General features: G+C 61.3%; 24 protein-coding genes and 2 tRNA genes. 22 read left to right on the plus strand and 4 right to left on the minus strand.

The features are described 5' to 3' along the window. From rpsD to AC3WS7_RS06625, 4 genes are all read left to right on the plus strand, one after another. Entirely contained in the window at positions 1 to 624 is a 624-nt protein-coding gene (rpsD, locus tag AC3WS7_RS06610; RefSeq protein WP_296467853.1) for a 30S ribosomal protein S4, read from the plus strand. Between the two features lie 106 nt (positions 625 to 730). Next, positions 731 to 1,720 (plus strand): DNA-directed RNA polymerase subunit alpha, encoded by a 990-nt coding sequence (locus tag AC3WS7_RS06615; RefSeq protein ID WP_296467851.1) that lies wholly within the window; start codon positions 731 to 733, stop codon positions 1,718 to 1,720. A gap of 83 nt (positions 1,721 to 1,803) precedes the next feature. Next, on the plus strand, positions 1,804 to 2,202 hold the full coding sequence (gene rplQ, locus AC3WS7_RS06620; protein WP_296467848.1) for a 50S ribosomal protein L17: 399 nt from the start codon (positions 1,804 to 1,806) through the stop codon (positions 2,200 to 2,202). Between the two features lie 19 nt (positions 2,203 to 2,221). Beyond that, positions 2,222 to 2,298: transfer RNA gene (locus tag AC3WS7_RS06625), tRNA-Met, on the plus strand. A gap of 183 nt (positions 2,299 to 2,481) precedes the next feature. Here AC3WS7_RS06625 and AC3WS7_RS06630 read toward each other — a convergent pair. Further along, positions 2,482 to 3,510, minus strand: a complete 1,029-nt coding sequence (locus tag AC3WS7_RS06630; RefSeq protein WP_296467847.1) for a LysR family transcriptional regulator — start codon at positions 3,508 to 3,510, stop codon at positions 2,482 to 2,484. Positions 3,511 to 3,657: 147 nt separating this feature from the next. On the opposite strand from AC3WS7_RS06630, the gene AC3WS7_RS06635 reads away from it, so the two are divergent. The 5 genes from AC3WS7_RS06635 (at position 3,658) to AC3WS7_RS06655 (ending at position 11,829) form a co-directional block, all read left to right on the plus strand. Next, positions 3,658 to 4,560, plus strand: coding sequence for an alpha/beta hydrolase (locus AC3WS7_RS06635; RefSeq protein WP_492655799.1), 903 nt, complete (start codon positions 3,658 to 3,660; stop codon positions 4,558 to 4,560). 21 nt (positions 4,561 to 4,581) lie between these two features. Beyond that, on the plus strand, positions 4,582 to 5,802 hold the full coding sequence (locus AC3WS7_RS06640; protein ID WP_492655800.1) for an efflux RND transporter periplasmic adaptor subunit: 1,221 nt from the start codon (positions 4,582 to 4,584) through the stop codon (positions 5,800 to 5,802). Between the two features lie 44 nt (positions 5,803 to 5,846). Then, positions 5,847 to 9,080, plus strand: coding sequence for an efflux RND transporter permease subunit (locus AC3WS7_RS06645; protein WP_492655801.1), 3,234 nt, complete (start codon positions 5,847 to 5,849; stop codon positions 9,078 to 9,080). Between the two features lie 37 nt (positions 9,081 to 9,117). Beyond that, the gene (locus tag AC3WS7_RS06650; protein ID WP_492655802.1) at positions 9,118 to 10,530 is read left to right on the plus strand and encodes an efflux transporter outer membrane subunit; all 1,413 of its coding nucleotides are present in this window, start codon (positions 9,118 to 9,120) and stop codon (positions 10,528 to 10,530) included. Between the two features lie 330 nt (positions 10,531 to 10,860). After that, complete coding sequence (locus tag AC3WS7_RS06655; RefSeq protein ID WP_492656164.1) at positions 10,861 to 11,829, plus strand: chemotaxis protein; 969 nt, start codon at positions 10,861 to 10,863, stop codon at positions 11,827 to 11,829. Positions 11,830 to 12,005: 176 nt separating this feature from the next. Here AC3WS7_RS06655 and AC3WS7_RS06660 read toward each other — a convergent pair. Beyond that, a tRNA-Gly gene (locus tag AC3WS7_RS06660) sits at positions 12,006 to 12,081 on the minus strand. Positions 12,082 to 12,241: 160 nt separating this feature from the next. On the opposite strand from AC3WS7_RS06660, the gene AC3WS7_RS06665 reads away from it, so the two are divergent. The 10 genes from AC3WS7_RS06665 (at position 12,242) to AC3WS7_RS06710 (ending at position 21,565) form a co-directional block, all read left to right on the plus strand. Then, positions 12,242 to 13,045: a plasmid replication/partition related protein gene (locus AC3WS7_RS06665; protein WP_492655803.1), complete on the plus strand. Its 804-nt coding sequence runs from the start codon at positions 12,242 to 12,244 to the stop codon at positions 13,043 to 13,045. Between the two features lie 165 nt (positions 13,046 to 13,210). After that, entirely contained in the window at positions 13,211 to 14,383 is a 1,173-nt protein-coding gene (locus tag AC3WS7_RS06670) for an ABC transporter substrate-binding protein (protein WP_296467839.1), read from the plus strand. A 123-nt stretch (positions 14,384 to 14,506) separates the two neighbouring features. Continuing rightward, entirely contained in the window at positions 14,507 to 15,382 is an 876-nt protein-coding gene (locus AC3WS7_RS06675; RefSeq protein ID WP_296467837.1) for a branched-chain amino acid ABC transporter permease, read from the plus strand. Continuing rightward, positions 15,379 to 16,368 carry a branched-chain amino acid ABC transporter permease gene (locus AC3WS7_RS06680; RefSeq protein ID WP_492655804.1) on the plus strand — a complete coding sequence of 330 codons (990 nt, stop codon included), beginning with the start codon at positions 15,379 to 15,381 and terminating at the stop codon, positions 16,366 to 16,368. Before AC3WS7_RS06675 ends, AC3WS7_RS06680 begins: the two co-directional genes overlap by 4 nt. After that, on the plus strand, positions 16,365 to 17,174 hold the full coding sequence (locus tag AC3WS7_RS06685; protein ID WP_296467834.1) for an ABC transporter ATP-binding protein: 810 nt from the start codon (positions 16,365 to 16,367) through the stop codon (positions 17,172 to 17,174). The genes AC3WS7_RS06680 and AC3WS7_RS06685 overlap by 4 nt, the downstream gene beginning before the upstream one ends. After that, complete coding sequence (locus tag AC3WS7_RS06690; RefSeq protein WP_296467832.1) at positions 17,167 to 17,892, plus strand: ABC transporter ATP-binding protein; 726 nt, start codon at positions 17,167 to 17,169, stop codon at positions 17,890 to 17,892. The genes AC3WS7_RS06685 and AC3WS7_RS06690 overlap by 8 nt, the downstream gene beginning before the upstream one ends. A 64-nt stretch (positions 17,893 to 17,956) precedes the next feature. Continuing rightward, positions 17,957 to 18,937: a Bug family tripartite tricarboxylate transporter substrate binding protein gene (locus AC3WS7_RS06695; protein ID WP_296467830.1), complete on the plus strand. Its 981-nt coding sequence runs from the start codon at positions 17,957 to 17,959 to the stop codon at positions 18,935 to 18,937. An 11-nt stretch (positions 18,938 to 18,948) separates the two neighbouring features. Next, a complete protein-coding gene (locus tag AC3WS7_RS06700) occupies positions 18,949 to 19,842 on the plus strand; it encodes an NAD(P)-dependent oxidoreductase (protein ID WP_492655805.1) in 894 nt (297 codons plus the stop codon). 53 nt (positions 19,843 to 19,895) lie between these two features. Next, positions 19,896 to 20,843, plus strand: coding sequence for an AEC family transporter (locus AC3WS7_RS06705; protein ID WP_492655806.1), 948 nt, complete (start codon positions 19,896 to 19,898; stop codon positions 20,841 to 20,843). A 125-nt stretch (positions 20,844 to 20,968) separates the two neighbouring features. Further along, complete coding sequence (locus AC3WS7_RS06710; protein ID WP_296467826.1) at positions 20,969 to 21,565, plus strand: PEPxxWA-CTERM sorting domain-containing protein; 597 nt, start codon at positions 20,969 to 20,971, stop codon at positions 21,563 to 21,565. An 80-nt stretch (positions 21,566 to 21,645) separates the two neighbouring features. Here the strand turns inward: AC3WS7_RS06710 and AC3WS7_RS06715 are convergent, their stop codons facing one another. Together AC3WS7_RS06715 and AC3WS7_RS06720 are read right to left on the minus strand one after the other, a co-directional pair. Then, positions 21,646 to 22,599 carry a tripartite tricarboxylate transporter substrate binding protein gene (locus AC3WS7_RS06715; RefSeq protein ID WP_492656165.1) on the minus strand — a complete coding sequence of 318 codons (954 nt, stop codon included), beginning with the start codon at positions 22,597 to 22,599 and terminating at the stop codon, positions 21,646 to 21,648. 155 nt (positions 22,600 to 22,754) lie between these two features. Then, the gene (locus AC3WS7_RS06720; protein WP_296467824.1) at positions 22,755 to 23,672 is read right to left on the minus strand and encodes a LysR family transcriptional regulator; all 918 of its coding nucleotides are present in this window, start codon (positions 23,670 to 23,672) and stop codon (positions 22,755 to 22,757) included. A 124-nt stretch (positions 23,673 to 23,796) separates the two neighbouring features. Between AC3WS7_RS06720 and AC3WS7_RS06725 the strand changes: the two genes are divergently transcribed. The 3 genes from AC3WS7_RS06725 to ligK all read left to right on the plus strand — a co-directional run bounded on the left by AC3WS7_RS06725 (position 23,797) and on the right by ligK (position 26,492). Further along, positions 23,797 to 24,546, plus strand: coding sequence for a substrate-binding domain-containing protein (locus AC3WS7_RS06725; protein WP_492655807.1), 750 nt, complete (start codon positions 23,797 to 23,799; stop codon positions 24,544 to 24,546). Between the two features lie 8 nt (positions 24,547 to 24,554). Continuing rightward, positions 24,555 to 25,583, plus strand: coding sequence for an amidohydrolase family protein (locus tag AC3WS7_RS06730; RefSeq protein WP_296467985.1), 1,029 nt, complete (start codon positions 24,555 to 24,557; stop codon positions 25,581 to 25,583). A 225-nt stretch (positions 25,584 to 25,808) separates the two neighbouring features. Next, positions 25,809 to 26,492, plus strand: coding sequence for a 4-carboxy-4-hydroxy-2-oxoadipate aldolase/oxaloacetate decarboxylase (gene ligK, locus AC3WS7_RS06735; protein ID WP_492655808.1), 684 nt, complete (start codon positions 25,809 to 25,811; stop codon positions 26,490 to 26,492). The last annotated feature ends 5 nt before the right edge of the window (positions 26,493 to 26,497 follow it).

The following is a 26,497-nucleotide window of genomic DNA, read 5'->3' on the forward strand; positions in this document are numbered from 1 at the left end:
GTGGCACGCTATCTCGGCCCCAAGGCCAAACTCTCCCGCCGCGAAGGCACGGACCTGTTCCTGAAGAGCGCACGTCGCTCCATTGGTGACAAGGCTAAATTCGACTCCAAGCCAGGTCAGCACGGACGCACTTCGGGTGCCCGTACCTCCGACTACGGCCTGCAACTGCGCGAAAAGCAAAAAGTCAAGCGCATGTACGGTGTGCTGGAGCGTCAGTTCCGTCGCTACTTTGCAGAAGCCGACCGCCGCAAGGGCAACACCGGTGCCAACCTGATGTTCCTGCTGGAATCGCGCCTGGACAACGTGGTGTACCGCATGGGCTTTGGCTCCACACGTGCCGAAGCACGCCAATTGGTCTCCCACAAGGCGCTGACTGTGAACGGCCAATCCGTGAACATTCCTTCGTACATGGTCAAGGCTGGTGACGTGATCGCCGTGCGCGACAAGTCTAAGAAGCAGAACCGCATTGTCGAAGCCCTGCAGTTGGCCCAACAAGTCGGCATGCCTGCTTGGGTGGAAGTCAGCATCGAAAAGGCAGAAGGCACTTTCAAGGCAGTTCCCGACCGTGACCAATTCGGTGCCGACATCAACGAATCGTTGATCGTCGAACTGTATTCGCGCTAATAGCATCTGAGTCGTTGAAATCGTTCCTACGTCGCGGGTCCCGCGATGTAGGTGCTTCACCAGCCTTACTGACGTAACGAGTCGGGGGTATTGAGAGGAAGTTTGAATGCAAAATAGTTTGCTGAAGCCCAAGTCCATCAGCGTTGAACAGACCGGTGTCAATCGCGCCAAAGTCGCTCTGGAGCCGTTTGAGCGTGGCTACGGCCATACGCTTGGCAATGCCCTGCGTCGTGTGCTCTTGTCTTCCATGCCTGGATTTGCAGCAACCGAAGTGACCATCGCAGGTGTGCTGCATGAGTACTCTTCGATCGACGGTGTGCAGGAAGATGTCGTAAACATTCTTCTGAACCTCAAGGGTGTGGTGTTCAAGCTCCACAACCGCGAAGAAGTGACCTTGAGCTTGCGCAAGGACTCCGACGGTGTTGTGACCGCCGCAGACATCCAGACTCCGCATGATGTTGAAATCATCAACCCTGAGCACGTGATTGCCACGCTGTCGCATGGCGGCAAACTGGACATGCAGATCAAGGTTGAAAAAGGCCGCGGCTATGTGCCCGGCAGCATGCGCCGTTACGCCGATGAACCCAACAAGTCCATTGGTCGCATCGTTTTGGACGCATCGTTCTCTCCCGTGAAGCGCGTGAGCTACACAGTGGAAAGTGCGCGCGTTGAACAACGTACCGACTTGGACAAGCTGGTCGTCGAGATCGAAACCAATGGTGCCGTGTCTGCTGAAGACGCGGTGCGCGCATCGGCCAAGATCCTGGTGGAGCAGCTAGCTGTGTTTGCACAGCTGGAAGGCAGCGAGTTGGCTGCGTTCGACTCTCCTGCACCGCGCGGCAACACGCAGTTCGACCCGATTCTGCTGCGCCCTGTGGACGAGCTGGAATTGACCGTGCGTTCCGCCAACTGCCTGAAGGCCGAAAACATCTATTACATCGGTGACCTGATTCAGCGTACCGAGAACGAGTTGCTCAAGACCCCCAATCTGGGTCGTAAGTCGCTCAACGAAATCAAGGAAGTGTTGGCCTCTCGCGGTTTGACATTGGGGATGAAGCTGGAAAGCTGGCCTCCCGCTTCCCTGGAAAAGCGTTAAACAAAATCGAACCCCCATGGGGTTCCGTGCCACGGGCAGTACCTGATCCGGCTGCCCGTTAATAAAACTGAAGGAAAATTACCATGCGTCACGGACACGGACTACGTAAACTCAACCGCACAAGCTCGCACCGCTTGGCAATGCTGCGCAACATGATGAACTCGTTGATCGAACACGAAGTCATTAAGACCACGGTCCCCAAGGCTAAGGAGCTGCGCCGCGTTGTGGAACCCATGATCACTTTGGCCAAAGAAGCCACTGTGGCCAACCGCCGTTTGGCCTTTGATCGCCTGCGCGACCGCGACAGCGTGACCAAGTTGTTTGACGTGCTGGGTCCCCGTTTCAAGGCCCGCCCCGGTGGCTACACCCGTATTTTGAAAATGGGTTTCCGCGTGGGTGACAATGCGCCCATGGCCTTGGTCGAATTGGTGGATCGTGCTGAAGAAGTTTCTGAAGTTTCTTCAGCAGCGGCAGCAGAATAGGTTATAATTCAAGTCTTGACGCGGAGTGGAGCAGCCTGGTAGCTCGTTGGGCTCATAACCCAAAGGTCGTTAGTTCAAATCTAGCCTCCGCAACCAATAGACACGTGGGATTCCACGACAGCAAAGGCTCACTTCGGTGAGCCTTTTTTGTTTGTAGTCCAGAAGTAGCCCATTTGCAGCCCGCCTGTCGCCGTCTTGTGTGGCTGCTCGCTATAGGGCCGCTTGCTGCGTCTCTAAAATCGCCACGGCGATGTCTGATTTGCATTGAATGTGGGTGCGCTATACATCGGCAGCCGCTTCAAAGACTTCTCTTGCCACTGCGTTTTCAACATCACCCACTAACGTGGGCACGCTCGGCTCCCCCCAACCCTTGCACATCGCCTCTGGCAAGGTACTCTTGCGCTGAATCAGATCGTGCTTGGCGAACAGCTCCGCAATCCAGTCCACAAACACACGCACCTTGTTGCTCAGGTGGCGATTGGGTGGGTAGACCACGTAGATGGGCTTTGCTTCTGTGCACCAACCAGTAAACAGGGGCTCCAGCGTGCCGTTGCTGATGTGGTCCTGGATCAGGAAGGTGGCGGTGTAGAGCACGCCCAGGCCGGCAAGGGCTGCTGTCACGCCCGCGTTGGAGTCGTTGACCGAGAGCTTGTGTTTGCCATGGATCTCCACCGAGCCCTTTTCGCTGTGCAGGGTGAACGCATACAGCTTGCCGTCGCGCGGTGAGGCGTACCGGATCATCTGGTGCGTGGTCTCCAACTCACTCGGGTGCTGCGGCGTACCGTGGCGCTTCAGGTACTCAGGCGATGCGCAGGTCATCATGTAGAACTCACCGATGCGCCTAGCCACCAGCGACTGGTCGGTGATCTCGCCACCGCGCACCACGCAGTCTACATTCTCGGCAATGATGTCGATCGGCCGGTCGCTCACGCCCAGGTCGAGCTGGATGTCGGGGTAGCGGACATAAAAATCCGGCAACGCAGGAATGATGATGGCCAGGCCCAGCGACGAGGGCACGTCGACCTTCAGCTTGCCGCGTGGGTTGGCCTTAGCGCGCGACATGCTTGATTCGAGCTCCTGAACCTCACTCAGCAAACGGCTGGCCTGTTCGTAATACGCGGCGCCGTCCACAGTGACCGTGACCATGCGGGTGGTGCGGTTGAGCAACTTGGTGTCCAGCTCTCTTTCCAGGTCCTGGATCAAGCGGGTCACCGAGGGTTTGGGCACTCCCATGGAGTCGGCGGCCTTGGTAAAAGTGCCCGCTTCCACGACCCGTACAAAAGCCTGCATGGCTGAAAACTTGTCCATAAAAATCCTGCCGCTTCACTGTGGGGGTGATTTTATTGTTTCACCCATGAAACAAAGTTTACCCATAAATGCTATTTATTGCGCTGACCATACACCCTACATTCTGCTGCATCGCAACAAATTGAAGCCGTTTCCTGGCTTGGCAAGATGCACAGCCTTCAAAAACCCGCCGTCGCAACCGCCCCCACGGGCACGGCCTGGGTCGAAAAACAGATCAATATTGGTCTGACCCCGCCGGACAGCCCGCTGCTGACGGTGCGCCTCTATGGCCAGCAGGCTCCGGTGGCTCCGGTGGCTGCGGGCCCCGCGCCGCTGGTCGTGCACTTTCACGCAGGGGCTTTTGTAGCCGGATCGCTGGAAGAGGGGAGCTGCGTGCCACGCTTACTGGCGGCGTCTGGCGCGTTCGTGGTGTCGCTGGACTACCCCCTTGCTCCGGCTAATCCATTCCCAAAGGCCATAGAGACCGGCTATGCGGCTCTGGTCTGGGCGTTCAAGAATCGACAACGGCTGGCCGGCAAAGATGCGCCGGTTTTTGTGGCTGGCGAAGAGGCGGGAGGCAATCTGGCCGCAGCGGTCGCGCTGATGGCGCGTGACCGGCATGCGCCCGCATTGGCCGGGCAGATTCTGTTGTCGCCGATGTTGGACCCGTGCATGGCGACCGCGTCCTTGCGCAGTGTCGATGCCGGTCCGGTCGGCTGCACCTGGACGGATGGTTGGAACCAGTACCTCGCACGTGTGGACAACGCCGCCCACCCCTACGCCGCGCCCGGCAATGCGCTGCGTCTCAACAGCCTGCCGCCGACCCTGCTGCTGACGGCGCAGGACGATCCACTGCGAGACGAAGCCCTGGCCTATGCAGATCGTCTGCGGGTGTTCGGCCGCCTGGTGCATGCGGCCGTGCTGTCAGGCCCGACCCACTGGCCCGCGAGCTATCTGCACAGCGCCGATGAGGCCTGCAACAAAGCCGCCTGGTCCACCGGCCTGCAACAACAGTTCCAGGACTTCTTTCGCCCATTCACCAAATCCCCAACTCCATTGACCACTCTCTAATTTTTCAAGGACCTGACCATCATGCAAGCCATTCGTCTTCACACTCCCAAGCGCCGCCTGCTGGCCATTGCCGCCGCCGTCCTGGCACTGACCGGCGGCGCCACTGCCATCTTTGGCACCACCAGTACCAGCGCACAACCCGCGGCCCAAGCGCCGGCCACGCCGGTGTCCGTTGCCACCGTGGTGCAAAGCGAGGTTGTCGCCTGGGAAGAGTTCTCCGGCCGACTGGAAGCCGTCGAACGCGTGGATATCCGCCCCCGCGTGGCTGGCACGCTGCAGGCGGTGCACTTTCGCGAAGGTGCCCTCGTCAAAAAAGGCGAGCTGCTGTTGACGATTGACCCAGCACCCTACGCCCTAGACGTGCAGCGCGCGGAAGCGCAGGTCGCTGCCGCACAGGCCAAGGCTGCGCAGGCCAAGGGTGAACAGGAGCGCGCGCAACGCCTGTGGAGCGAGCAGGCCATTTCCAGGCGCGACATGGAAGAGCGTGGAAACGGCCAGCGCGAGTCCGAGGCCAATGTGCGCGCCGCGCTGGCCGCGCTGCAAACGGCGCAGCTCAGTCTGGACTACACGCAAGTCCGCGCGCCCGTGTCGGGCCGCGTTGGCAAGCTGGAGCTGACCGTGGGCAACTTGGTGGCTGCAGGCCCGGGAGCGCCCGTGCTGACTACGCTGGTCTCTGTCAGCCCCATCTACGCGAGCTTTGATGCCGATGAACAAGTTGTGGCCAAGGCATTAAGCGACGTGAACGCCGGTGGCGACCGCAAGCTGGACCGTATTCCGGTGCAGATGGGCACCTCTGCCAGCAGTGACACACCGTTTGTCGGCAAGCTGCAGTTGGTGGACAACCAGGTCGATGCCAAAAGCGGTGCGGTGCGCGCCCGGGCGGTGTTCGACAACAAGGACGGTCAGCTCATGCCTGGCCAGTTTGCACGCATCCGCATGGGCCAGGCCACGAAAGCCACGGCACTGCTGATCAGCGAGCGCGCGGTCGGCACGGACCAGAACAAGAAGTTCGTGATGGTCGTCGGTGCGGACAACAAGGTCGCCTACCGCGAAGTGACATTGGGCGCGTCGGTCAATGGCCTGCGCGTCATCAAGAGCGGCCTGGCAGTCAACGAGCGCATTGTCGTGAATGGCTTGCAGCGCGTCCGCCCCGGCGCGCTGGTCGCACCCGAGGTGGTCGAAATGACGGCAAAGACCGGTAGCGCTGGTGGCGACAAACCCATCCAGCTCGTGCAGAAGTAAATCCGGCTCTGCCACCTCCCGTTTTAGCGAACAAGAAGAACCCCATGAATCTGTCCAAATTTTTCATTGACCGGCCGATCTTTGCCGGCGTGCTGTCGCTGCTGATGCTGATCGCCGGCCTCGTCGCGCTGCGTGGTTTGCCGATCTCCGAATACCCGGAAGTCGCACCGCCCACCGTCGTGGTGCGGGCCCAGTACCCCGGTGCCAATCCCAAGGTGATTGCCGAAACCGTGGCCACGCCGCTGGAAGAGTCCATCAACGGCGTCGAAGGCATGCTTTACATGAACAGCCAGGCCACCACCGATGGCGTGATGACGCTGGCCGTGACCTTCAAGCTGGGCACCGACCCGGACAAGGCGCAACAGATGGTGCAAAACCGCGTCTCGCAGGCCGAGCCGCGCCTGCCTGAAGAGGTGCGCCGTCTGGGGGTGAGTACCGTGAAGAGCTCGCCCAACATCACGATGGTGGTGCACCTGGTGTCGCCCAATGACCGTTACGACATCAACTATCTGCGCAACTACGCGGTGCTGAATGTCAAAGACCGCCTGGCCCGCATTCAAGGCGTGGGGCAGGTGCAGGTCTTCGGTGGCGGTGACTACTCGATGCGCGTCTGGCTGGATCCGCAAAAGGTCGCGCAGCGCGGCCTCTCCGCCAGCGATGTGGTGGCCGCCATCCGTGGGCAGAACGTACAAGCTGCAGCCGGTGTGGTTGGCGCATCGCCGGGTTTGGCGGGTGTGGACATGCAGCTCTCCATCAACGCACAAGGCCGTTTGCAGAACGAGGAAGAGTTTGGCGACATCATCGTCAAGACCGGTGCCGACGGTGCCATCACCCGGCTGCGTGATATTGCGCGGCTGGAACTGGGTGCTGCCGACTACGCGCTGCGTTCGCTGCTGAACAACAAGCAGGCGGTCGGCATGGGCGTGTTCCAGGCACCGGGTTCCAACTCGCTGGAAATCTCCGATGGCGTGCGCCAGGCCATGGATGAGCTGTCCAAGAGCATGCCCGAAGGTGTGGAGTACCGCATTGCCTATGACCCGACGCAATTCGTGCGCGCCTCCATCAGCTCGGTGATCCACACCCTGCTGGAAGCGATTGTGCTGGTGGTGCTGGTCGTCATCCTGTTTTTGCAGACCTGGCGCGCCTCCATCATTCCGCTGCTGGCCGTGCCGGTCTCGGTGGTGGGCACGTTTGCCGTGCTGGACATGCTCGGCTTTTCCATTAACGCGCTGAGCCTGTTCGGTCTGGTGCTTGCCATCGGGATCGTGGTTGACGATGCCATCGTGGTGGTCGAAAACGTCGAGCGCAACATCGGTGACGGCCTGAGCCCGCGTGAAGCCACCTACCGCGCCATGCGCGAGGTGTCGGGCCCCATCATCGCGATTGCACTGGTGCTGGTCGCCGTGTTTGTTCCCCTGGCCTTTATCAGCGGCCTGACCGGGCAGTTCTACCGCCAGTTTGCGGTGACGATTGCGATCTCCACCGTGATTTCGGCCATCAATTCGCTGACGCTGTCGCCCGCGCTGGCAGCCTTGCTGCTCAAAGGCCATGATGCGCCCAAGGATGCGTTGACACGCGGCATGGACAAGGTGTTTGGCCGCTTCTTCTCCGCTTTCAACCGCCTGTTCAGCCGTGGCGCCAAGCGCTACAGCAGTGGTGTCAAAACGGCCATCTCGCGCAAGACGGCCATGTTGGTCGTGTACCTGGTGCTGGCCGCTGCCACGGTCGGCATTTTCCAACTGGTGCCGGGCGGCTTTGTGCCCTCGCAGGACAAGCAGTACTTGATCGGCTTTGCGCAACTGCCCGACGGTGCCACGCTGGACCGCACCGAAGACGTGATTCAGCGCATGGGTGACATCATGAAGAAGAACCCCAACGTGGAAGACGCCATCGCCTTCCCCGGCCTGTCGATCAACGGCTTCACCAACAGCTCCAACTCCGGCATCGTGTTTGCCACGCTCAAGCCGTTTGCAGAACGCACGCACAAGGACCAGAGTGGCGGCGCCGTCGCCGGTCAGTTGAATCAGGCATTCGGCGGCATTCAGGACGCCTTCATCGTGATGTTCCCGCCGCCACCCGTGGAAGGTCTGGGCACGACGGGCGGCTTCAAGCTGCAACTGGAAGACCGGGCATCGCTGGGCTACGACGCCATGGACGCGGCCGTGAAGGCCTTCATGGGCAAGGTCTACCAGGCCCCCGAACTGGCCGGCGCCTTCACGAGCTGGCAGGTCAACGTGCCGCAGCTGTATGCCGATATCGACCGCGCCAAGGCACGCCAACTCAATGTGCCGGTGACCGATATTTTTGACACCATGCAGATCTACCTGGGCAGCCTGTACGCCAACGACTTCAACAAGTTTGGCCGCACCTACAGCGTGCGGGTGCAAGCCGATGCGGCCTATCGCGCACGTGCCGAAGACGTGGGCCTGCTCAAGGTCCGCTCCACTACCGGTGAGATGGTGCCACTGTCGGCCTTGATGAAGGTGCAATCCAGTTTCGGCCCCGAGCGTGCGATGCGCTACAACGGCTACTTGTCCGCAGACGTGAGTGGTGGCCCGGCCCCCGGCTATTCATCGGGCCAGGCACAAGCCGCCATTGAACGCATCGCTGCCGAGACTCTGCCCAAGGGCATTAGTTTTGAATGGACCGAACTGACCTACCAGGAAATTCTGGCGGGCAATTCGGCCGTGCTAGTGTTCCCGCTGGCGATTCTGCTGGTCTTTCTGGTGCTGGCCGCGCAGTACGAAAGCCTGACGCTGCCGATCGCCATCATCCTGATCGTGCCCATGGGCCTGCTGGCGGCCATGACCGGCGTGTGGATATCCGGTGGCGAGAACAACGTCTTTACGCAGATCGGATTGATGGTGCTTGTGGGCTTATCGGCGAAGAACGCGATCCTGATCGTGGAGTTTGCACGCGAGCTGGAATTTGCCGGCCGTACGCCGCTGCAGGCTGCGATTGAAGCCAGCCGCTTGCGCCTGCGCCCAATCCTGATGACCTCGTTGGCGTTTGTGATGGGCGTGCTGCCCCTGGTGCTGTCCACCGGTGCGGGTGCGGAGATGCGCTCTGCCATGGGCGTGGCCGTGTTCTCCGGAATGATTGGCGTGACGGCGTTTGGTCTCTTCCTGACACCCGTGTTCTACGTCGCACTGCGGGCCATGGCCGGCAACCGCGCGCTCAAGCTGCATGGAGACGTACCGCACATTGCGGATGCCATCGGCTCTGGCAGCGGTGCCTTGCACGCGCAACTTGCGGCACCCCTCAAATTGCATGAATAGCAAAAACGACCCCATTGAAAGATAGAAGGAGTTCACCATGAACCACACGTATCCCAAACTGCGCGCACCATTGCGATCCAGCCTTTTGCCCCTCGCCGTGGCTCTGGTACTGGCCGGTTGCGCGAGCTCTGCCATCGTTGACACATCGCAAGTGCCCGCCGCGCCCGCAGCATTCAAGGAAGTCACAACTGCGGTGACGGCAAGCACGGCGCCCTCACAGGCGCAAGGCATGTGGTGGGCCGTCTTTGCGGACCCCGTACTTGATGGCTTGATCGCTGAGGCCAATGGCAACAACAATAACGTGCAGGTTGCAGCAGGTCGATTGGCGCAGGCGCGCGCGCTCGCGGGCCAGGTGGACGCTAATCGCTTTCCACAGCTCGGGATTGGCGCAGGCGCCACACGCCAGCTCAATGCCACGACCAACAACGTCGCACAAACGGTGGTGAGTGCGGGCGCCAACCTGTCGTATGAGGTGGACCTGTTCGGCAAACTCTCCGGTGCAGCCAATGCCGCGTCGCTGGATGCCAGCGCACGCGAAGCCTTGCTGCGCAGCACCCAACTGCTGGTGCAGGCCGATGTCGCGCAAACCTATCTGAGCCTGCGCGCGCTGGATGCCGAGAGGGAGCTGGTACGCAGCACGCTGCAGGCCTACCAGAATACGCTGCGCCTGACGGAAGTGCGTTTTAGGGAGGGGGATGTGGCCGAGCTGGATGTGGCCCGTGTGCGCAGTGAGGCCGCGTCTACAGAGTCTGAAGCTCTGGCGTTGGACCAGCGCCGCGCGGTGCTGGAACATGCATTGGCCGTGCTGGTGGGTGAGGTTGCGTCCAACTTCACACTTGCGTCCACCCCCTGGTCGACCGCCTTGCCGGCTATCCCGGCTGGCGTGCCCAGCACGGTACTGACGCGTAGACCCGACATTGCCGCTGCACAAAACACCATAGAGGCAGCGCAGGCGCGGGTGGGCGTGGCCAAGGCCGCGTGGTTTCCGACGTTCTCACTGACGGGCAATGGTGGTTATGCCGCGCCCGATATCCAGGATTTGTTCAAACTATCGAGCCAGGCCTGGGTCGCGGGTGCGCTGCTGTCGCTGCCCATCTTCGACGGCGGCCGACGCGAGGCTGGCGTGCAGGGCGCCAACGCAGATCTGCGGATTGCGCTGGCCAACTATCGCGAACAGGTGCTTGTCGCTTTCCGCGACGTAGAAGATCAGCTAGCGACCCTGCGCCTGTTGGCAGACCAGTCCGAAGCGCAATCCCGCTCCGTAGCCTCCAGCCACCGTGCAACCGCGTTGTCTGGCTCGCGCTACCGCAATGGCTTGGTCAGCCAGTTGGAGCTGTTGGATGCGCAACGCAACGAATTGCGCAATCGCCGTCAGGCTTTGCAGGTCAAGTCGGCGCAATACGTGGCGACGGTGGGGCTGATTCGGGCCCTCGGCGGTGGATGGGTCTAAAACAGGGGGGGGGGCAGCTCAATTGCGTGCGCTATCGCTATGTGAGTCGTAAGCGCATCCATCCTGTGGCCCTAACACACCAAACCAGTGTGACTTTGGGCGACAGTCCCTTGACGGGCTTGTCACCGCTGAATGCAACGTAAGTTGTTGATTTATATAAAGTCTACGCGTCTTCTGCTCTCTGAGGTAAAGCAGTTTTGCTGAAAGATTTCAGCAAATTCCCGAACACTGGTAACCCAGCGCAATAATGTTTGCGTAACCAGCTCTACCTGATGCCGTTGCGCAGAGGTTGGGCTTGCTCCAAATATTGACTCGGGAATAGCCATGAACATGTCACCAACGACGAATAAAAGCCATTCTGTGGCAGCTCAGAACGCCAGTGGCCGCCTGGAGTTGCTGTTGTTTCGCTTGGGTGAGGCGAGTGACTCCAAGCAACGCGAGCTGTTTGGCATCAATGTGTTCAAGGTGCGTGAAATCGTGGTGGCACCGCACATCACATCCATCGTGAATGCGCCCGCACATGCCTTGGGCCTTGCGAACGTGCGTGGACAATTGATTCCTGTGATTGATCTGCCCGGGTTGGCTGGATGTGTGCCGCAAACGGACTCCAAGATTGTCCTGGTCACGGAGTTTGCACGTACCACGCAGGCTTTCCTGGTGGATGAAGTCGTCGAGATTGTGCAGCTGGAGTGGCGGCATTTGCTCGCGGCGGACAGCAGCAGTTCGGTGTTGTTGTCGGGGATCGCGCGCATTGATGGTGATGCGCCGGACTCGCGTTTGGCGCAAGTCTTGGATGTGGAGCAGATCCTGCGCGATGTATTGCCCGGTGGGCACAACAACTCCGACAAGAACTCCAGCCTCGCGAAACTCCGCTTGCCAGAGGGAACCGTTGTGTTGGTGGCGGAAGATTCCGCGGTCGCACGCATGCTGGTGGAGGAAAGCCTCAAGGCGATGGGGGTTCAATTCGTGGCACTCAAAAACGGGCGTGAGGTCTGGGACCGCTTGATTAGCTTGCAAGCGGAAGCCGTGGCCCAGGGCAAACGTGCGCGCGACAAAGTTGCTTTGGTGTTGACGGACTTGGAGATGCCAGAGATGGATGGATTTACGCTGACACGCAATATCAAGCAGGACGCACGCTTCGCGGGTATACCGGTGATCGTTTATTCCTCATTGACTGGAACCGCAAGTGAAGGTCACGCGAGCAGCGTGGGTGCGGATGCCTATGTTGCCAAGTTTGAGCCCCATGAGTTGGCCGACTCGATAGCCAAGACCTTGGCAGAGCGGCATTTGCTCCCTTAGCCAGAGGGGCGTGCCATCGCGCGTGTCCCATGGGCAAGCAACGCCACTGCGGCGTGTGCACAGTCAAAAAATATGGGGAGACGCACCATGCATGCTATGGCGCAAATGCGTGTGCAGCGAATGGCACACGACTTGGAGATGGACGCAACGTTTAGCGAACGATGCGCCACGAAAATTGGAGCGGGAAAAGAGTCTCGAACTCTCGACCTCAACCTTGGCAAGGTTGCGCTCTACCAACTGAGCTATTCCCGCGTTTCTGAGGGGCAGATTGTAGCCCGGTTTTCGTGCTGTTTGCCCCGTGTTGCGAAAAAAAAATACGGGTCGTGCTAAGTAACCGTGGGGCGCGGGTCCACGTGTCTCCGGCGTAGGGGCCTCTCTACAATTCAGACCCTTTGCCCTTTGCTGCTACCCCATGGATATTGTTGTCAACGAATCGCTTAAAGCCTATATCGACCCGCTTACCGAGGATGAGCACGCGGCATTGGAGCGCAGCATCCTGACCGAAGGTTGTCGCGATGCCTTGGTGCTCTGGGGCAATGTTCTGGTGGACGGACACAATCGTTACGGTATCTGCCAAAAACACGGCCTACCATTCCAGACGGTGCAGAGCAGTTTGTTCCGGTCTTTGGAGGATGTGCATCTCTGGATGATTGACCAGCACCTCGGACGGCGCAGTGTGTCGGATTTTCAGCGCGGTGTGCTGGCATTGCGCAAACGGGAAATTCTGGCGGAGCGCCGGGCGCAGTCTCCTGGTGTGGCCGCGGTGCCTGTGGTGGAGTCAGCGCAGGATGAGGGCGTTGCGCCCGATGTGGCGGCCCCCAGTGCCATGAAAAGTCGCGAGGACATTGCCAAGGCAGCCCGTCTGAGCAGTAGCCAGGTGGTGATGATTGAAAAGATCCAGAAGCAGGCCGCGCCAGAGCTGGTCGCGGCCGTCAAGGCAGGCGCGATCTCCATCAATGCCGCAGCGGCTGTTGCCACCCTGCCTGCCGAAGAGCAGGTGGCGGCCGTCGCCGCGGGCAAAGAGCAGCTGAAGCAGGCTGCCAAGCGGGTGCGAGACGCGCGACGTACGGCGCGCGAAGATCTGGCCACGCAGGCATCCCCCCAGATGGAGGATTCGTCGGTGTCCCCAATGCAGGCTTTGCAGCAGCGCGTCACGGCACTGGAAGCTGAAAACGCCGACCTGCGCCAGCAACTGGCTGCATTGCAGGCTGCGTAAGGCGGCGCGAGGCACGCCCCCTGTCGACGTCGCAAAAAAAGGAGATTTCTAGCGCCGGTTATTGCAAAATGCTATATCAAAGTGAGCCGAATCGCGATTGCACAAGCGCGGTTTAAGCGCGATATTGCTGCCAGTGTGAAATGAAAAACCTCTAGGAGACAACACATGAACAAACGTCACTTTTTGCATGCCACTGCCTTGGCCACTTTGGCGCTGGCGGGTACGGCTGTGCTGGCACAAGACAATGTCTTCAAGATCGGCTTGGTCTTGCCGATGACCGGCCAGCAGGCCACGACTGGCCGCCAGATTGAAGCTGCCGCCAAGCTCTACATGGCACAAAACGGTGACACCGTGGCTGGCAAGAAGATCCAGCTGATCATCAAGGATGACACCAGCATTCCCGATGTGACCAAACGCATGGCGCAAGAGCTGGTCGTCAACGACAAGGTCAACGTACTGGCCGGTATGGGCATCACGCCCTCGGCCCTGGCCACTGCCAGTATCGCCACACAGTCCAAGACACCGTTGGTCGTGATGGCTGCGGCCACTTCCAGCATCACCGAAGCCTCGCCCTATATCGTGCGGACCAGCTTCACGCTGCCGCAAGCCGCGGTAGCGATTGCCGACTGGGCACCCAAGAACGGCATCAAGAAGGTCGTCACCCTGGTGTCCGACTACGGCCCCGGTATCGATGCCGAGAAGTATTTCAAGGACCGACTGATCTTCAACGGCGGCACCATCACCGAATCTTTGCGCGTGCCCATGCGCAACCCCGACTTCGCTCCCTTCCTGCAAAAGGTGCGTGACCTCAAGCCCGATGCGCTGTTTGTGTTTGTGCCCTCTGGTGCGGGTGCCGCGGTGATGAAGCAGTTCCTGGAACGCGGCATGGACAAGGCCGGCATCAAGCTCATTGGCCCTGGCGACATTACCGATGACGACCAGTTGAACGACATGGGTGATGGCGCCCTGGGCGTGGTGACCTCGCACCACTACTCGGCGGCCCACCCCTCGGCGCTGAACAAGAAGTTCGTCGAGTCCTTCAAGAAAGCCAACAACAACCTGCGCCCCAACTTCATGGCGGTCGGTGGTTATGACGGCATGCGCGTGATCTACGAAGCCCTGCGTGCCACCAAGGGTGCCGGTGGCGGTGACGCATTGTTGGCGGCCATGAAGGGCCAGATCTTCGAGAGCCCGCGCGGTCCCATCTTTATTGACGCACAAACCCGCGACATCGTGCAGAACATTTATCTGCGCAAGGTCGAGAAGAAAGATGGCCAGCTTTACAACATCGAGTTCGATGTGATCAAGGATGTGAAAGATCCCGGCAAGAACCGCTAACCCGGACCTTGACCGCAGACTCTGGCGGTACACCAAGCAGGCAAAAAAGCGATGGCAAGCCCCTCGCTTTTTTGTTGCCCAAAATGATGCTCCAGAGTTGCATTTACCAGCGATTGGCGAAATATGTTGACCATACTTTTTGACGGCATTGCCTACGGCATGCTGCTCTTCATTCTGGCGGTGGGCTTGGCAGTGACCATGGGTCTGATGAACTTCATCAACCTCGCGCACGGAGCTTTTGCCATGGTGGGGGGCTACATCACGGTGCTGCTGATGCAGCGCCTGGGGGTGCCCTTTCTCCTGTGCTTGCCGGCTGCGTTCATCGGCGCCGGTCTGCTGGGCGGGGTGCTGGAGCGCACGCTCTATCGCCCGCTGTACCACAAACCCCATCTAGACCAGGTGCTGTTCTCCATTGGCCTGACCTTCATGGCCGTGGCCAGCGTGGACTACTTTGTGGGTTCAACCCAGCAAATCGTGCAGTTGCCCGAATGGCTCAAGGGCCGCACCGAGCTCGGTGACGGCGCCTGGATGCTGGGCATGGGCCACTACCGTCTGTTCATCATCGCCGTGTGTGCCGCGCTGACCGTGGCCCTGCAATACATCCTGACCAAGACCCGATTTGGCAGCCGACTGCGTGCCTCGGTGGACGACCAGCGCGTCGCTGCCGGTCTGGGCATCAACGTCAACGCCGTGTTCCTGTCGACCTTCGCGGTCGGCTCTGGTTTGGCCGGATTGGGCGGTGCTTTGGGTGCCGACGTACTGGGCATGGACCCCACTTTCCCCCTCAAGTTCATGATTTACTTTTTGATCGTTGTCGCCGTCGGCGGCACTTCCAGCATCACCGGCCCGCTCTTGGCGGCGCTGCTGCTGGGCATTGCCGACGTGGCGGGCAAGTACTACATCCCCAAGCTGGGCGCTTTTATCGTCTACAGCCTGATGATTGTGATTCTGGTGTGGCGCCCGCAAGGCCTGTTTGTGCGCAAAGGGGGCAAGGCATGAGCGTCGATTCCAAACCCAATATCCTGCTCGCCTCGCGCCGCTGGCGCTGGTGGGAGGTGGTGTTGTGGGCTGCGGCCCTGGCCTCGCCCTGGGCCCTGTCCAGCCACGCCTTGATCATCAACGAGATTGCCATCGTGGCGCTGTTTGCGCTCTCGCTGGACATCATCCTGGGCTACACCGGCATTGTGTCGCTGGGCCACGCAGCCTTCTTTGGCATGGGCGCTTACTCGGCGGCCCTGTTTGCCAAACACGTGATGCCCGATCCGCTGGTGGGCATGGCCGTGGGCATCGGCACCGCCACGGTGCTGGGTGCCATTTGCAGTGTCACCATCCAGCGCGGTACCGACCTGACCCGCCTCATGGTGACCCTGGGCGTGGGCCTTATCCTGATGGAACTGGCCAACAAGCTCGACTGGCTCACCGGCGGCGCCGATGGCTTGCAGGGCGTGATGATGGGCCCCGTGCTCGGCCGGTTTGAGTTTGACCTGTATGGCCAGGTGGCCGCCTGGTACTCGCTGTGCATCTTGCTGGTGGTGTTCGTGTTGGCACGGCGTTTTGTGGGTTCGCCTTTTGGGGCCACGCTCAAGGCCATCCGCGACAACCGCCTCCGTGCCATGGCCATCGGTATCCCGGTGGCCAGTCGGCTGGCGGTGGCCTACACCGTGGCGGCCGGTGCGGCCGGTGCGGCTGGTGCGCTGCTGGCGCAGACCTCGGGCTTTGCCTCGCTGGATGTGTTTGAGTTTCACCGTTCGGCCGACGTGATGCTGGTACTGGTGATTGGTGGTGTGGGCTGGTTGTATGGCGGCGTCGCCGGGGCCTTGATCTTCAAGCTCATGCAGGACTTCATCTCCAACATCACCCCGCAGTACTGGACCTTCTGGATTGGCCTGTTCCTCGTCGTGCTGGTGCTGGTGGGGCGTGAACGCCTGGTGCGGCCCTGGACCTGGTTCGGTGCCCAAAAGAACAAGACTGGAGGTGCCGCATGAGCCGCCCCACAACGAACAACGCAGTGCAAGCCGCACCAACCGTTCTTAGCGCCCAAGGGCTGGTGATGAAGTTTGGTGGTATCACGGCCACCAACAATGTGACGCTGGACCTGCACCAGGGTGCACGCCATGCGCTGATTGGCCCCAATGGTGCGGGCAAGACCACACTGATCAACCTGCTGACCGGCGTGCTGCAACCCACATCGGGCCAGATCATCCTGGAAGGCCAGGACATCACCGATCTGGCGCCACACCAGCGTGTGCGCCGCGGCATGGTGCGCACTTTCCAGATCAACCAGTTGTTTGACACCTTGACGCCTCTGGAAACACTGGCCATGGTGGTGAGCCAGCATACGGGCTTGGGTGGCAAGTGGTGGCAGGCCCTGGGCGCCAACCGCCGTGTGATCGAGCGCTGCGAGCAACTGCTGGAGCAATTTCACCTGACCGAGGTGATGGCGCAAGAGACACGTGTGCTGGCTTACGGCAAGCGCCGCCTGCTGGAGATTGCCATTGCACTGGCCTGCGAGCCGCGTGTGCTGCTGCTGGACGAACCGGTGGCCGGTGTGCCCGCCGGCGAGCGCGAAGAACTGCTGCAAACGGTGGCGGCCCTGCCGGCCGATGTGTCCATCCTTTTGATTGAACATGACATGGATCTGGTGTTTAGCTTTGCCAAGCGCATGACGGTACTGGTCAATGGCACGGTGCTGACCGAGGGCGACCCCGAGCAGATTGCCAACGACCCGCAGGTCAAGGCGGTGTACCTCGGCCACGCCGAAGGTGAACTGGAAGGAGCTGCACATGGCTGAGCTGCTCAAAGTCGAAAATCTCTCCGCCGGTTACGGCGAAGCCGTGGTGCTGCATGGCGTATCGGTGTCCATCAACGAAGGTGAAACCCTGGCGCTGCTGGGCCGCAACGGTACCGGAAAAACCACGTTCATGAACACCCTGGCCGGCGCCACGCGCCAGCACGGCGGCACCATCGCACTGGGTGGTGCGGCCTTGCACAAGCTGCCCCAGCACGAGCGCGCGGCAGCCGGTATTGGCTGGGTACCGCAGGAGCGCAACATCTTCAAGTCGCTCACGGTGGACGAGAACCTGACCGCCGTGGCGCGCCCGGCACGCGCCGGACGCAAGGCCGCCATGTGGACGCCCGAGCGGGTGTACGAGCTGTTCCCCCGCCTGGCCGAACGCAAGACCAACCTGGGTACCCAACTCTCGGGCGGCGAGCAACAGATGCTGGCCGTGGGCCGCGCGCTGGTGCTCAACCCCACCATCCTGCTGCTGGACGAGCCCTGTGAAGGTCTGGCGCCCATCATCGTGCAGGAGTTGCTGCGGGCGATTCGCCGCATCACGCGGGACGAAGGTCTCAGCGCGATCATCGTGGAGCAGCACCCGCAGGCCATCCTGGCCATCAGCGACACGGCGGCCGTGCTGGACCGTGGCACCGTGGTGCACAGTGGCACGGCGCAAAGTCTGCGTGAACAACCCGAGTTGCTGGACAAGCTGCTGGGTGTCGCACGGTAGTTTGTTTGCTATTGAATTTATAGCTATTGCCGCATATTCCATAAGGGCTGGAGGCCAATTTCGTATGAAAAACCTGAACCGTCGCACTGTGTCTTTGGGCCTGGCCCTGCTGGCAGGTACCGTGGGCGCACTGCCTGCCTGGGCCGACACCTTTCCCAGCAAACCCATCCGCATCGTTGTGCCCTTTGGGGCCGGTGGTGTGGCCGACCTGACCGCGCGCACCGTAGCGCAGAAGATGTCCGAATCGCTGGGCCAGCCCGTGGTGATTGACAACAAACCTGGCGCTGGCGGTGTGGGCGCAGGTGAGGCCGTGGCCAAGGCCGATCCCGATGGCCACACGCTCTTGCTGATGTCCAACGGCACGGCGGTGAGCGCCAGCCTGTTCAAATCCCTGCCGTTTGATGCACAGCGGGACTTCGCCCCGGTCTCCACGATGGGCTACTTTGACCTGGCTGTGCTGGCCTCGCCCAACGCGCCTTACAAAACCATGGCCGACCTGCTGGCCTACGCCAAGGCCAACCCCGGCAAACTCAATGTGGGAACGGTCAATATCGGCAGCACCCAAAACCTGGCGGCCGAACTGCTCAAGACCCGTGCGGGTGTGGATTTCCTCATCGTGCCCTTCAACGGCACACCGGCCGTCACCACCGCGCTGCGCGGTGGCCAGATCGATGTGGCGGTCGAAATTCTGGGCCCCATGATGGGCCAGGTGAACGCCAAGGCCGTGCGCGCGCTGGCTGTGCTGAGCGACACCCGTGCCAGCCAGATTCCAGATGTGCCCACGCTGATGCAAAGTGGCGTGAAGGATTTTGATGTGTCGTCCTGGAATGCATTGGCAGCACCGGCCAAGACCCCCAAGGAGGTGATTGCCCGCCTGAACAAGGAAGTGCAGGCCGCACTGAACCACCCGGACGTGAAGAAAAAACTCTACGAACTGAACGTAGAGGCCCGTGGCTCCACCCCCGAGAAACTGGCCGAGCTGCTGGCCACCGAGACCAAACGCTGGGCCGAGGTGATCGCCAAGGCCGGCGTACCCAAACTCTAAGGAAGCGCGCCATGGCCTTGCCGCTGCAACATCTGGGGCTGGTGGGCTATGGCGAGGTCGGGCGCATCTTCAGCGCCGGCCTGCACGGTCAATTCCAGTCTTGCGCCGCGTGGGACCTGAAGTTTGCCGACCCTGCCACGGGCGCCGCCGCCCAGGCCGCTGCGGCCGGTGTGCAGGCGCTGCCGTCCATGGCGGCGCTGTGCACGCAGAGCGACTTCATCCTGTCCGCCGTTACCGCCTCCAACACCCTGGCCGTGGCCCAAGCCGCAGCGCCTCACCTGCGGCCCGGTACGGTGTTTCTGGACCTCAACTCCACTTCCCCTGGCACCAAGCAGCAGGCTGCCCTAGTCATTGAGGCGGCGGGTGGCCGTTATGTGGAGGCGGGCGTGATGACCTCCGTGCCACCCTATGGCATCCGGGTGCCCATGCTCTTGGGTGGCCCGCTGGCGGCGGAGCTGGCCGAGCACCTGAACGCTCTGGGCATGGACGCCAAGGCCGTGGCTGCCGAGATCGGCGTGGCCTCCGCCATCAAAATGTGCCGCAGCGTCATGATCAAAGGGCTGGAGGCGCTGGTGATCGAGAGCTACAGCACGGCGCGTGCCTACGGTGTGGAAGATTACGTGCTGCCCACGCTGGCCGAGACCTTCCCCAGCATCGACTGGGAGAAGCAGGGCGCTTATTTCTTCAGCCGTGTGGTGCAGCACGGCCAGCGCCGGGCCGAAGAGATGCGCGAGTCTGCCCGCACGGTGCAGGAGGCCGGTTTCACCCCCACCATGGCCAGCGCCATTGCCGACAAACAGCAGGCGGTGGCTGACCAGGCCCGCACCGGTGCCTTCGCCCATGTGGGCAAGCAGGCCACGTGGCAAACCTATGCAGACGCGCTACTGGCAGCACGCAAGCTCTGAGGTCGCCGCCGCAGCGGGTTTCTTGTTTTCCCTTCTCTTCTCTCTAGGTTCCGATGCTTGATATTCTGGCCATCACCGGCCCCATTTACCTGTGCATTGCCCTAGGGTACCTCTGCACCCGTACCGGCGTGTTCAGCAAACCGGATCTGCGCGTGCTGGGCAAGTTCGTGCTCAACCTTGCGTTGCCCGCGCTCCTGTTCAACGCCATCGCCCAACGCCCGCTGCGCGACGTGATGCACGTCGATTACTTGTTGGCCTATGGCCTGGGGTCATTGGTCATGCTGCTGTGCAGCTACCTGTGGGCCCGGTATGTGAACCGCAGCACTGGCAGCTACCGCGCCTTTTTCGCCATGGGCACCGCCTGCTCCAACAGCGGCTACATGGGTTACCCGGTGGTGCAACTGGTGCTGGGCAGCATTGCGCCGGTTGCGCTGGCGCTCAACATGCTGTTTGAAAACCTCATCAAGCTGCCAGTGTTGCTGACGTTGGCCGACAACGCCGATGCCGGCGGCCACCGCCCCTGGGGCACCGTGCTGCGCGACATTGCCCGCGGCTGGGTGCGCACGCCCATGCTGGTGGTGATTCCGCCGGCGCTCTTGGTGTCCGTCATGGGCTGGAGCCTGCCCGACCCGCTGGCCCGCACCATCACCTTGTTCTCACAAGTCACCACTGGCTTGGCACTGTTTGTCATCGGTGGCGCGTTGGTGGGCTTGCGGCTCAAGGGCAAGCGCCGGTTGGTGGGGCAGATCACCTTCGGCAAACTGGTGTTGCACCCGCTGTGTGTGTTCCTCGCGTTCACCTTTGTGGTGCCGATTGCCGACCCGCAGCTGCGTACCGCCGCACTGCTGTTTGCCACCATGCCCATGCTGGGTGTCTACCCCATCCTGGCGCTGAAGTATGGGCATGAAGAGGTGAGTGCCGCCACCTTGCTGGCCGCCACCATCGGATCCTTCTTCACACTCAATGCCTTGTTGTGGGGGCTGAAGCACTATCCCCTATAGCGATAATTTGGGGACCACAACAGTACCCTTGGATAGTCCGAATGGACTATTGAATTGAGCCTGCAGCCTCTGACAATTCACTGCTTCTGCAATGCAGAAGCTTTTCTATTCAAAGGGGCATATAAATGAAAATTTCACATGTGGTTTTCGGGTTGATCGCGGGCGTCGCATTGACTGCCGCGCAGGCGGCCACAACGGATACTCGGCAGTATGGCAATGCAGGTCCAAATACGTACTTTGTGGATGTTGACGCGAATAAGTACTCTGAGCCCTACTACCGCTTTAACTCCGATGGCGATTGGGGTTGGACACACGGGGCAATCGCTGGGAGCTTCAGCGCGGCCACTCTTAACATCAGTGCGTTTGACGTCGATTTCAGCGATGGTGAAATCGACAAGATTTGGGCCCTGGATAGCGGCACTTGGACGCTGTTGGGAAGTTTGGCTGGCAATAGTGATGTCTGGGCGTTTTCGACGTTCAATCTGGGCATGAATTTTTTCGATGACATTGCAGGCGGTCTTCAGGTCAAGATGGACATCGATTCCAACAACACTGGCTGGGCGGTTACCTTGGCTAAATCCAGTTTGTCGGTGGATGGCGGGTCTTTGCCTCCCCCCATCCCCAGCGCTGTGCCAGAACCCGAAACCTACGCCATGATGCTCGCAGGTCTCGGGTTGGTCGGTGCCATTGCGCGTCGTCGCAAGGCCAGCAAATCAATCTGATGGTCTAGACGATCACGTGTCAGATTCCATGGGAGCGCAGGCTCCCATTTTTATGGGTGGGCGTGTGCAGCACGACTCCCTCAGTCCGCCTTCACCCGCCCGCCGCTGATCACCGGCTTCCAGCGCGCAATCTCGGCGGCAATCAGCTTGCCAAAGTTGGCCGGGGTATCGGGCGTGGCGATGGCACCTTCTGCATTCAGTCGGTTTTTCAGTTCTGCAGTGCTCAGTGCCTGGTTGATCTGGGTGTTGAGCTTGGCAATCACATCGGCGGGCGTGCCGGTCGGGGCCACTACGCCATACCATTGGTCGGCCTCAAAGCCGGGGTAGCCGCTCTCGGCCACGGTGGGCAGGTCGGGCAGGGCGTCCATGCGTTTGGGGCTGGAGACCGCCAGCGCCCGCACCTGCCCGTTTTTGATTTGGCTGAGTACCGCCGGTGCCCCCGTGAACAGCAGCTGCGTTTGCCCGCCCACCAGGTCCGTCACCGCAGGGGCGGTGCCGCGGTAGGGGATGTGCAGCAGCGAGGTGCCGGTCTGCAGTTTGAAGTATTCGGTGGCCAGGTTGGCCGCACTGCCGTTGCCACCCGAGCCGTAGTTCATCTGCCCCGGCTTGGCCTTGGCCAGTGCCACCAGTTCTTTCACGGTTTTGGCGGGCACGCTGGGGTGTACCACCAGCACATTGGGCACACGCGCCACCCAGGCCACGGGGGCAAAACTCTTGATCGGGTCGTAGGGCAGGTTGGGGTAGAGCGAGGGGTTCACCGCCAGCGTGCCGATGTGACCCATCAGCAGGGTGTAGCCGTCGGCCGGGGCTTTGGCCACTTTGTCGGCCCCAATGGCGCCACCGGCGCCGGGCACGTTGTCTATCACCACTGGCTGGCCCCAGGCCTCGGTGAGTTTTTGCCCAATGGCACGCGCCAGGATGTCGGTGGAGCCGCCCGGCGTGAAGGGCACCACCAGGCGGATGGTTTTTCCGGGGTAACCGGCGGCGCTCTGGGCGCTGGCCGTTTGGGCATAAAAGAGGCCGCTAGCCCCCATGGATATTGCGCAAGCAGCTATCAATTTATGAGTGTTTTTGGACATGGTACGGTCTCCTGCGGTTATTGGTTTGGCAGGGAGTGTGGGCGGGCGCCGCCCGGATCGGCAAGTTCGCCCCTGCCATAGCAGCTATGCACAAAAGCGCAGGGCCCGCGCTAGCGGTGGATGGCCTTGAGCACCACCTGGCTCACCACGTCCATGGCCTTGCGCTGGGTCTGCGTGGTAGGGCGGCGGGCCGACCACACCAGCATCAGCTGGCTCATGATGCGCGGGCTGTGGATGGATTGCACGGTGAAAGTGTCGGGGTTGTCGAAGTTGCTCAGCGTGTAGCTGGGTAGCACGGCATGGCCCATGCCTTCCTTCACCAGGTTCAGGATGGCGTTGAGCCCGTCCACCTCCAGCATCACCTCGGGGCGGCGGCCTATGGCCATCATCTCGCCCTCGATCAGGATACGAAAGGCGTTGGGCCGACTGGGCAGGATCAGCGGCAGATCGGCCACGTCCTTGAGGCTGATGGCGGGTGCGGGCTTAGCACGTTTGCCTTTGCCGCTGGATTGCGGGTTGTGCGAGATCAGCGACAGCTCGTCCTCGTCCAGCGTGCTCATTTCCAGCTCGGTACTTTGGCCGGGGTTGTAGAGCACGGCCATGTCCAGATTGCCCAGGCGCAGGCCTTCGTGCATCTGCACCGAAAAGCCCTCGGTCAGCGTCAGCTGCGCCTGCGGCAACTGCTCGCGAAATGCCAAGACCAGCGGCACCGTGATGAGCTTGGACAGGCTGGGCGGCAGGCCGATGGAGACCCGCCCGGCCAGCGCGCCGCGGGCCGCGCCCAGCTCTTCACGCGTGAGCTGCACCTGGTGCAGAATGCCGCGCCCGTGCTCCAGCAGCAGCTTGCCGGCCTCGGTAGGCACAGCGCCACGGCCATTGCGCGTCAGCAGGTTCTGCCGCAGCTCCACCTCCAGCAGGCGGATTTGGCGGCTCAGCGCGGGCTGGGCCACGTCCAGCGAGATGGAGGCGCGCGTGAAGCTGCCCATTTCGGCCACGCGGACAAAGTATTCCAGTTGCTTGAGGTCCATCGCGGGGCTCCAGATCGGTAAGTCAGATCAGCGAATAGCTGCGCTCTGATTATGCCAATTTGAGATAGCTGCTAGTGCCCCCCTTGGCTTATCAAAGGGCAGTACGCCGACCAGAATACCGAGCATGTCAACACCCGTCCCCACCCCATCCGTGGCCCTGAAGTGCATCTCGTCCATGGCCACGCGTTTGCTGTTGACCGAGCTGGCAGCCGGCTTCACGGCCCAGACCGGTCAGGTGGTGGCCATGGAGTCTGTGGGCGGTGTAGACGCAGCCAAACGCGTGCAGGCGGGGGAGGTGTTTGATGCCGTGTTTCTGGCGTCAGACGCCATCGACAAGTTGCTGGCCGCTGGCCACCTGCAACGTGGCAGCCGGGTGGACCTGGTGCACTCCGGCGTGGCCGTGGCGGTGCCGGCCGGTGCAGTGGCCCCCGACATTTCTTCGGAGGCCGCGGTGCGAGCCGCCGTGCTGGCCGCGCCCACGCTGAGTTACTCCACCGGCCCCAGCGGCGTGGCGCTGGCCCAGCTGTTTGTGCGCTGGGGCATTGCCGACGAGATCCACAGCCGCATCGTGCAGGCGCCGCCTGGCGTGCCCGTGGGTGCCCTGGTAGCGCGTGGCGATGTGGCGCTGGGCTTTCAGCAGCTCAGCGAGCTCATCCATGTGCCGGGCATCACCATCGTGGGGCCGTTGCCCGCCGCCATCCAGATCACCACCACGTTTTCGGCCGGCATCGGCAGCCATTCCACGCAAGCCGATGCCGTGCGCGCCTTGTTGGCTTTTATGGCAGCACCGCAGGCCGCCGCGGCCAAGCAGCGCCAGGGCATGCAGCCCGCCTGCCCCCCTCTATTCCAAAAGACCCAGGAGAGACATCCGTGAAAAAGCCCTTGATCATTGACTGCCACGGCCACTACACCACCGCGCCCAAGGCGCTGGAGAACTGGCGCAATGCGCAGATTGCCAATCTGGCCACGCCCGAGCTGGGCCCCAAGGTGGCCGACCTGAAGATCAGCGATGACGAGCTGCGCGAGACTATTGAGCAGAACCAGTTGCGTCTGATGAAAGAGCGCGGCTCCGACCTCACCATCTTCAGCCCGCGCGCCAGTTTCATGGCCCACCACATTGGTGATTTCAACACCAGCGCCACCTGGGCCGCCATCTGCAACGAGCTGTGCTTCCGCGTGAGCGAGCTGTTCCCCGACAACTTCATCCCCGCCGCCATGCTGCCGCAAAGCCCTGGCGTGGACCCGGCGACCTGCATCCCCGAGCTGGTGAAGTGTGTGGAACAGTACGGCAACGTGGGTATCAACCTGAACCCCGACCCCAGCGGTGGCCATTGGACCTCGCCGCCCTTGAGCGACAAACAGTGGTTCCCCATCTACGAGAAGATGGTGGAGTACGACATCCCCGCGATGATCCACGTCAGCACCAGCTGCAACGCCTGCTTTCACACCACCGGCGCCCACTACCTGAACGCCGACACCACCGCCTTCATGCAGTGCCTGACCAGTGATCTGTTCAAGCAGTTCCCCACACTCAAGTTCCTCATCCCCCATGGCGGCGGCGCAGTGCCTTACCACTGGGGCCGTTTCCGCGGCTTGGCACAGGAGCTCAAGAAGCCCTTGCTGGAAGAGCATTTGCTCAACAACATTTACTTCGACACCTGCGTGTACCACCAGCCCGGCATTGATTTGCTCAATACGGTGATCCCGGTCAAGAACGTGTTGTTTGCGTCCGAGATGATTGGTGCGGTGCGTGGCATTGATCCGCAGACCGGCAATTACTACGACGACACCAAGCGCTATATCGAAGCGTCCAAGATTTTGAGCAATGAAGACCGGTTTGAGATTTATGAGGGGAATGCGCGTCGCGTGTTTCCGCGCTTGGATGCGGCTTTGAAGGCTAAAGGACAGTAACTTTTCTGCGTGATGTGGTGGTGAGCATAGTGGTGGCCATGCGTTTTGCTGCGTGTCCCCCGCCCGCGTTGCGGGCTCCTCCTTTACCTCCGCAAAACGCATAGCCACCACTATCCCGGCCAGCGTGCTTGGAGCGGTGGAGTGAAAGCCAGCTTGTTCGCAGCGGTGGAGGCACTCACCCCTGATCCGCCGCGGGTCCAGCAACAACATTGAGGAGAAATGAGTATGTACGAACTAGGCGTTGTCTACAAAAACATCCAGCGCGCAGACCGCGCTGCCGCCGATGGCCTGGCCGCCCTCGGCTCTGCCACGGTGCACGAGGCCATGGGTCGCGTGGGCCTGCTCAAGCCCTATATGCGCCCCATCCAGAGCGGTGTGCAGGTGTCCGGCACCGCAGTTACCGTGCTGCTGCAGCCCGGCGACAACTGGATGATGCATGTGGCGGCCGAGCAGATTCAGCCCGGTGACATCGTGGTGGCCACCGTCACGGCGGAATGCACGGATGGTTTTTTTGGTGACCTGCTGGCCACCTCCTTCCAGGCCCGTGGCGCCCGCGCCCTCATCATCGACGGCGGTGTACGCGATGTGAAAGAACTGCAGCGCATGGGCTTCCCCGTGTGGAGCAAGGCCATCAGCAGCAAGGGCACGATCAAGGCCACGCTGGGTTCGGTGAACATTCCCATCGTCTGCGCCGGCATGCTGGTCACACCCGGAGACGTGATCGTCGCCGATGATGATGGGGTGGTCTGTGTGCCTGCTGCACGCGCCGTCGCCACACTGGCAGCCGCCCAAAAACGCGAGAGCTTTGAAGGTGAGAAGCGCGAAAAACTGGCCGCCGGCGTGCTGGGGCTGGACATGTACAAGATGCGCGAGCCCTTGGCGGCGCTCGGCTTGAAGTACGTCGACTAAGGGGC

It is taken from the genome of Rhodoferax sp. EU05-FHT12H12 (assembly GCF_058791215.1).

Excerpts from the sequence above, each read along its gene's own strand:
- AC3WS7_RS06690 (WP_296467832.1), top strand. The coding sequence starts at position 17,167 with ATGGCTGAGCTGCTCAAAGTCGAAAATCTCTCCGCCGGTTACGGCGAA.
- AC3WS7_RS06710 (WP_296467826.1), top strand. The coding sequence starts at position 20,969 with ATGAAAATTTCACATGTGGTTTTCGGGTTGATCGCGGGCGTCGCATTG.
- AC3WS7_RS06720 (WP_296467824.1), bottom strand. The coding sequence starts at position 23,672 with ATGGACCTCAAGCAACTGGAATACTTTGTCCGCGTGGCCGAAATGGGC.
- AC3WS7_RS06705 (WP_492655806.1), top strand. The coding sequence starts at position 19,896 with ATGCTTGATATTCTGGCCATCACCGGCCCCATTTACCTGTGCATTGCC.
- AC3WS7_RS06635 (WP_492655799.1), top strand. The coding sequence starts at position 3,658 with ATGCACAGCCTTCAAAAACCCGCCGTCGCAACCGCCCCCACGGGCACG.
- rplQ (WP_296467848.1), top strand. The coding sequence starts at position 1,804 with ATGCGTCACGGACACGGACTACGTAAACTCAACCGCACAAGCTCGCAC.
- AC3WS7_RS06645 (WP_492655801.1), top strand. The coding sequence starts at position 5,847 with ATGAATCTGTCCAAATTTTTCATTGACCGGCCGATCTTTGCCGGCGTG.
- AC3WS7_RS06670 (WP_296467839.1), top strand. The coding sequence starts at position 13,211 with ATGAACAAACGTCACTTTTTGCATGCCACTGCCTTGGCCACTTTGGCG.
- AC3WS7_RS06655 (WP_492656164.1), top strand. The coding sequence starts at position 10,861 with ATGTCACCAACGACGAATAAAAGCCATTCTGTGGCAGCTCAGAACGCC.
- AC3WS7_RS06715 (WP_492656165.1), bottom strand. The coding sequence starts at position 22,599 with ATGGGGGCTAGCGGCCTCTTTTATGCCCAAACGGCCAGCGCCCAGAGC.
- AC3WS7_RS06685 (WP_296467834.1), top strand. The coding sequence starts at position 16,365 with ATGAGCCGCCCCACAACGAACAACGCAGTGCAAGCCGCACCAACCGTT.
- AC3WS7_RS06695 (WP_296467830.1), top strand. The coding sequence starts at position 17,957 with ATGAAAAACCTGAACCGTCGCACTGTGTCTTTGGGCCTGGCCCTGCTG.
- AC3WS7_RS06675 (WP_296467837.1), top strand. The coding sequence starts at position 14,507 with ATGTTGACCATACTTTTTGACGGCATTGCCTACGGCATGCTGCTCTTC.
- AC3WS7_RS06680 (WP_492655804.1), top strand. The coding sequence starts at position 15,379 with ATGAGCGTCGATTCCAAACCCAATATCCTGCTCGCCTCGCGCCGCTGG.
- AC3WS7_RS06725 (WP_492655807.1), top strand. The coding sequence starts at position 23,797 with ATGTCAACACCCGTCCCCACCCCATCCGTGGCCCTGAAGTGCATCTCG.
- AC3WS7_RS06640 (WP_492655800.1), top strand. The coding sequence starts at position 4,582 with ATGCAAGCCATTCGTCTTCACACTCCCAAGCGCCGCCTGCTGGCCATT.
- AC3WS7_RS06630 (WP_296467847.1), bottom strand. The coding sequence starts at position 3,510 with ATGGACAAGTTTTCAGCCATGCAGGCTTTTGTACGGGTCGTGGAAGCG.
- AC3WS7_RS06615 (WP_296467851.1), top strand. The coding sequence starts at position 731 with ATGCAAAATAGTTTGCTGAAGCCCAAGTCCATCAGCGTTGAACAGACC.
- ligK (WP_492655808.1), top strand. The coding sequence starts at position 25,809 with ATGTACGAACTAGGCGTTGTCTACAAAAACATCCAGCGCGCAGACCGC.
- AC3WS7_RS06700 (WP_492655805.1), top strand. The coding sequence starts at position 18,949 with ATGGCCTTGCCGCTGCAACATCTGGGGCTGGTGGGCTATGGCGAGGTC.
- AC3WS7_RS06650 (WP_492655802.1), top strand. The coding sequence starts at position 9,118 with ATGAACCACACGTATCCCAAACTGCGCGCACCATTGCGATCCAGCCTT.
- AC3WS7_RS06665 (WP_492655803.1), top strand. The coding sequence starts at position 12,242 with ATGGATATTGTTGTCAACGAATCGCTTAAAGCCTATATCGACCCGCTT.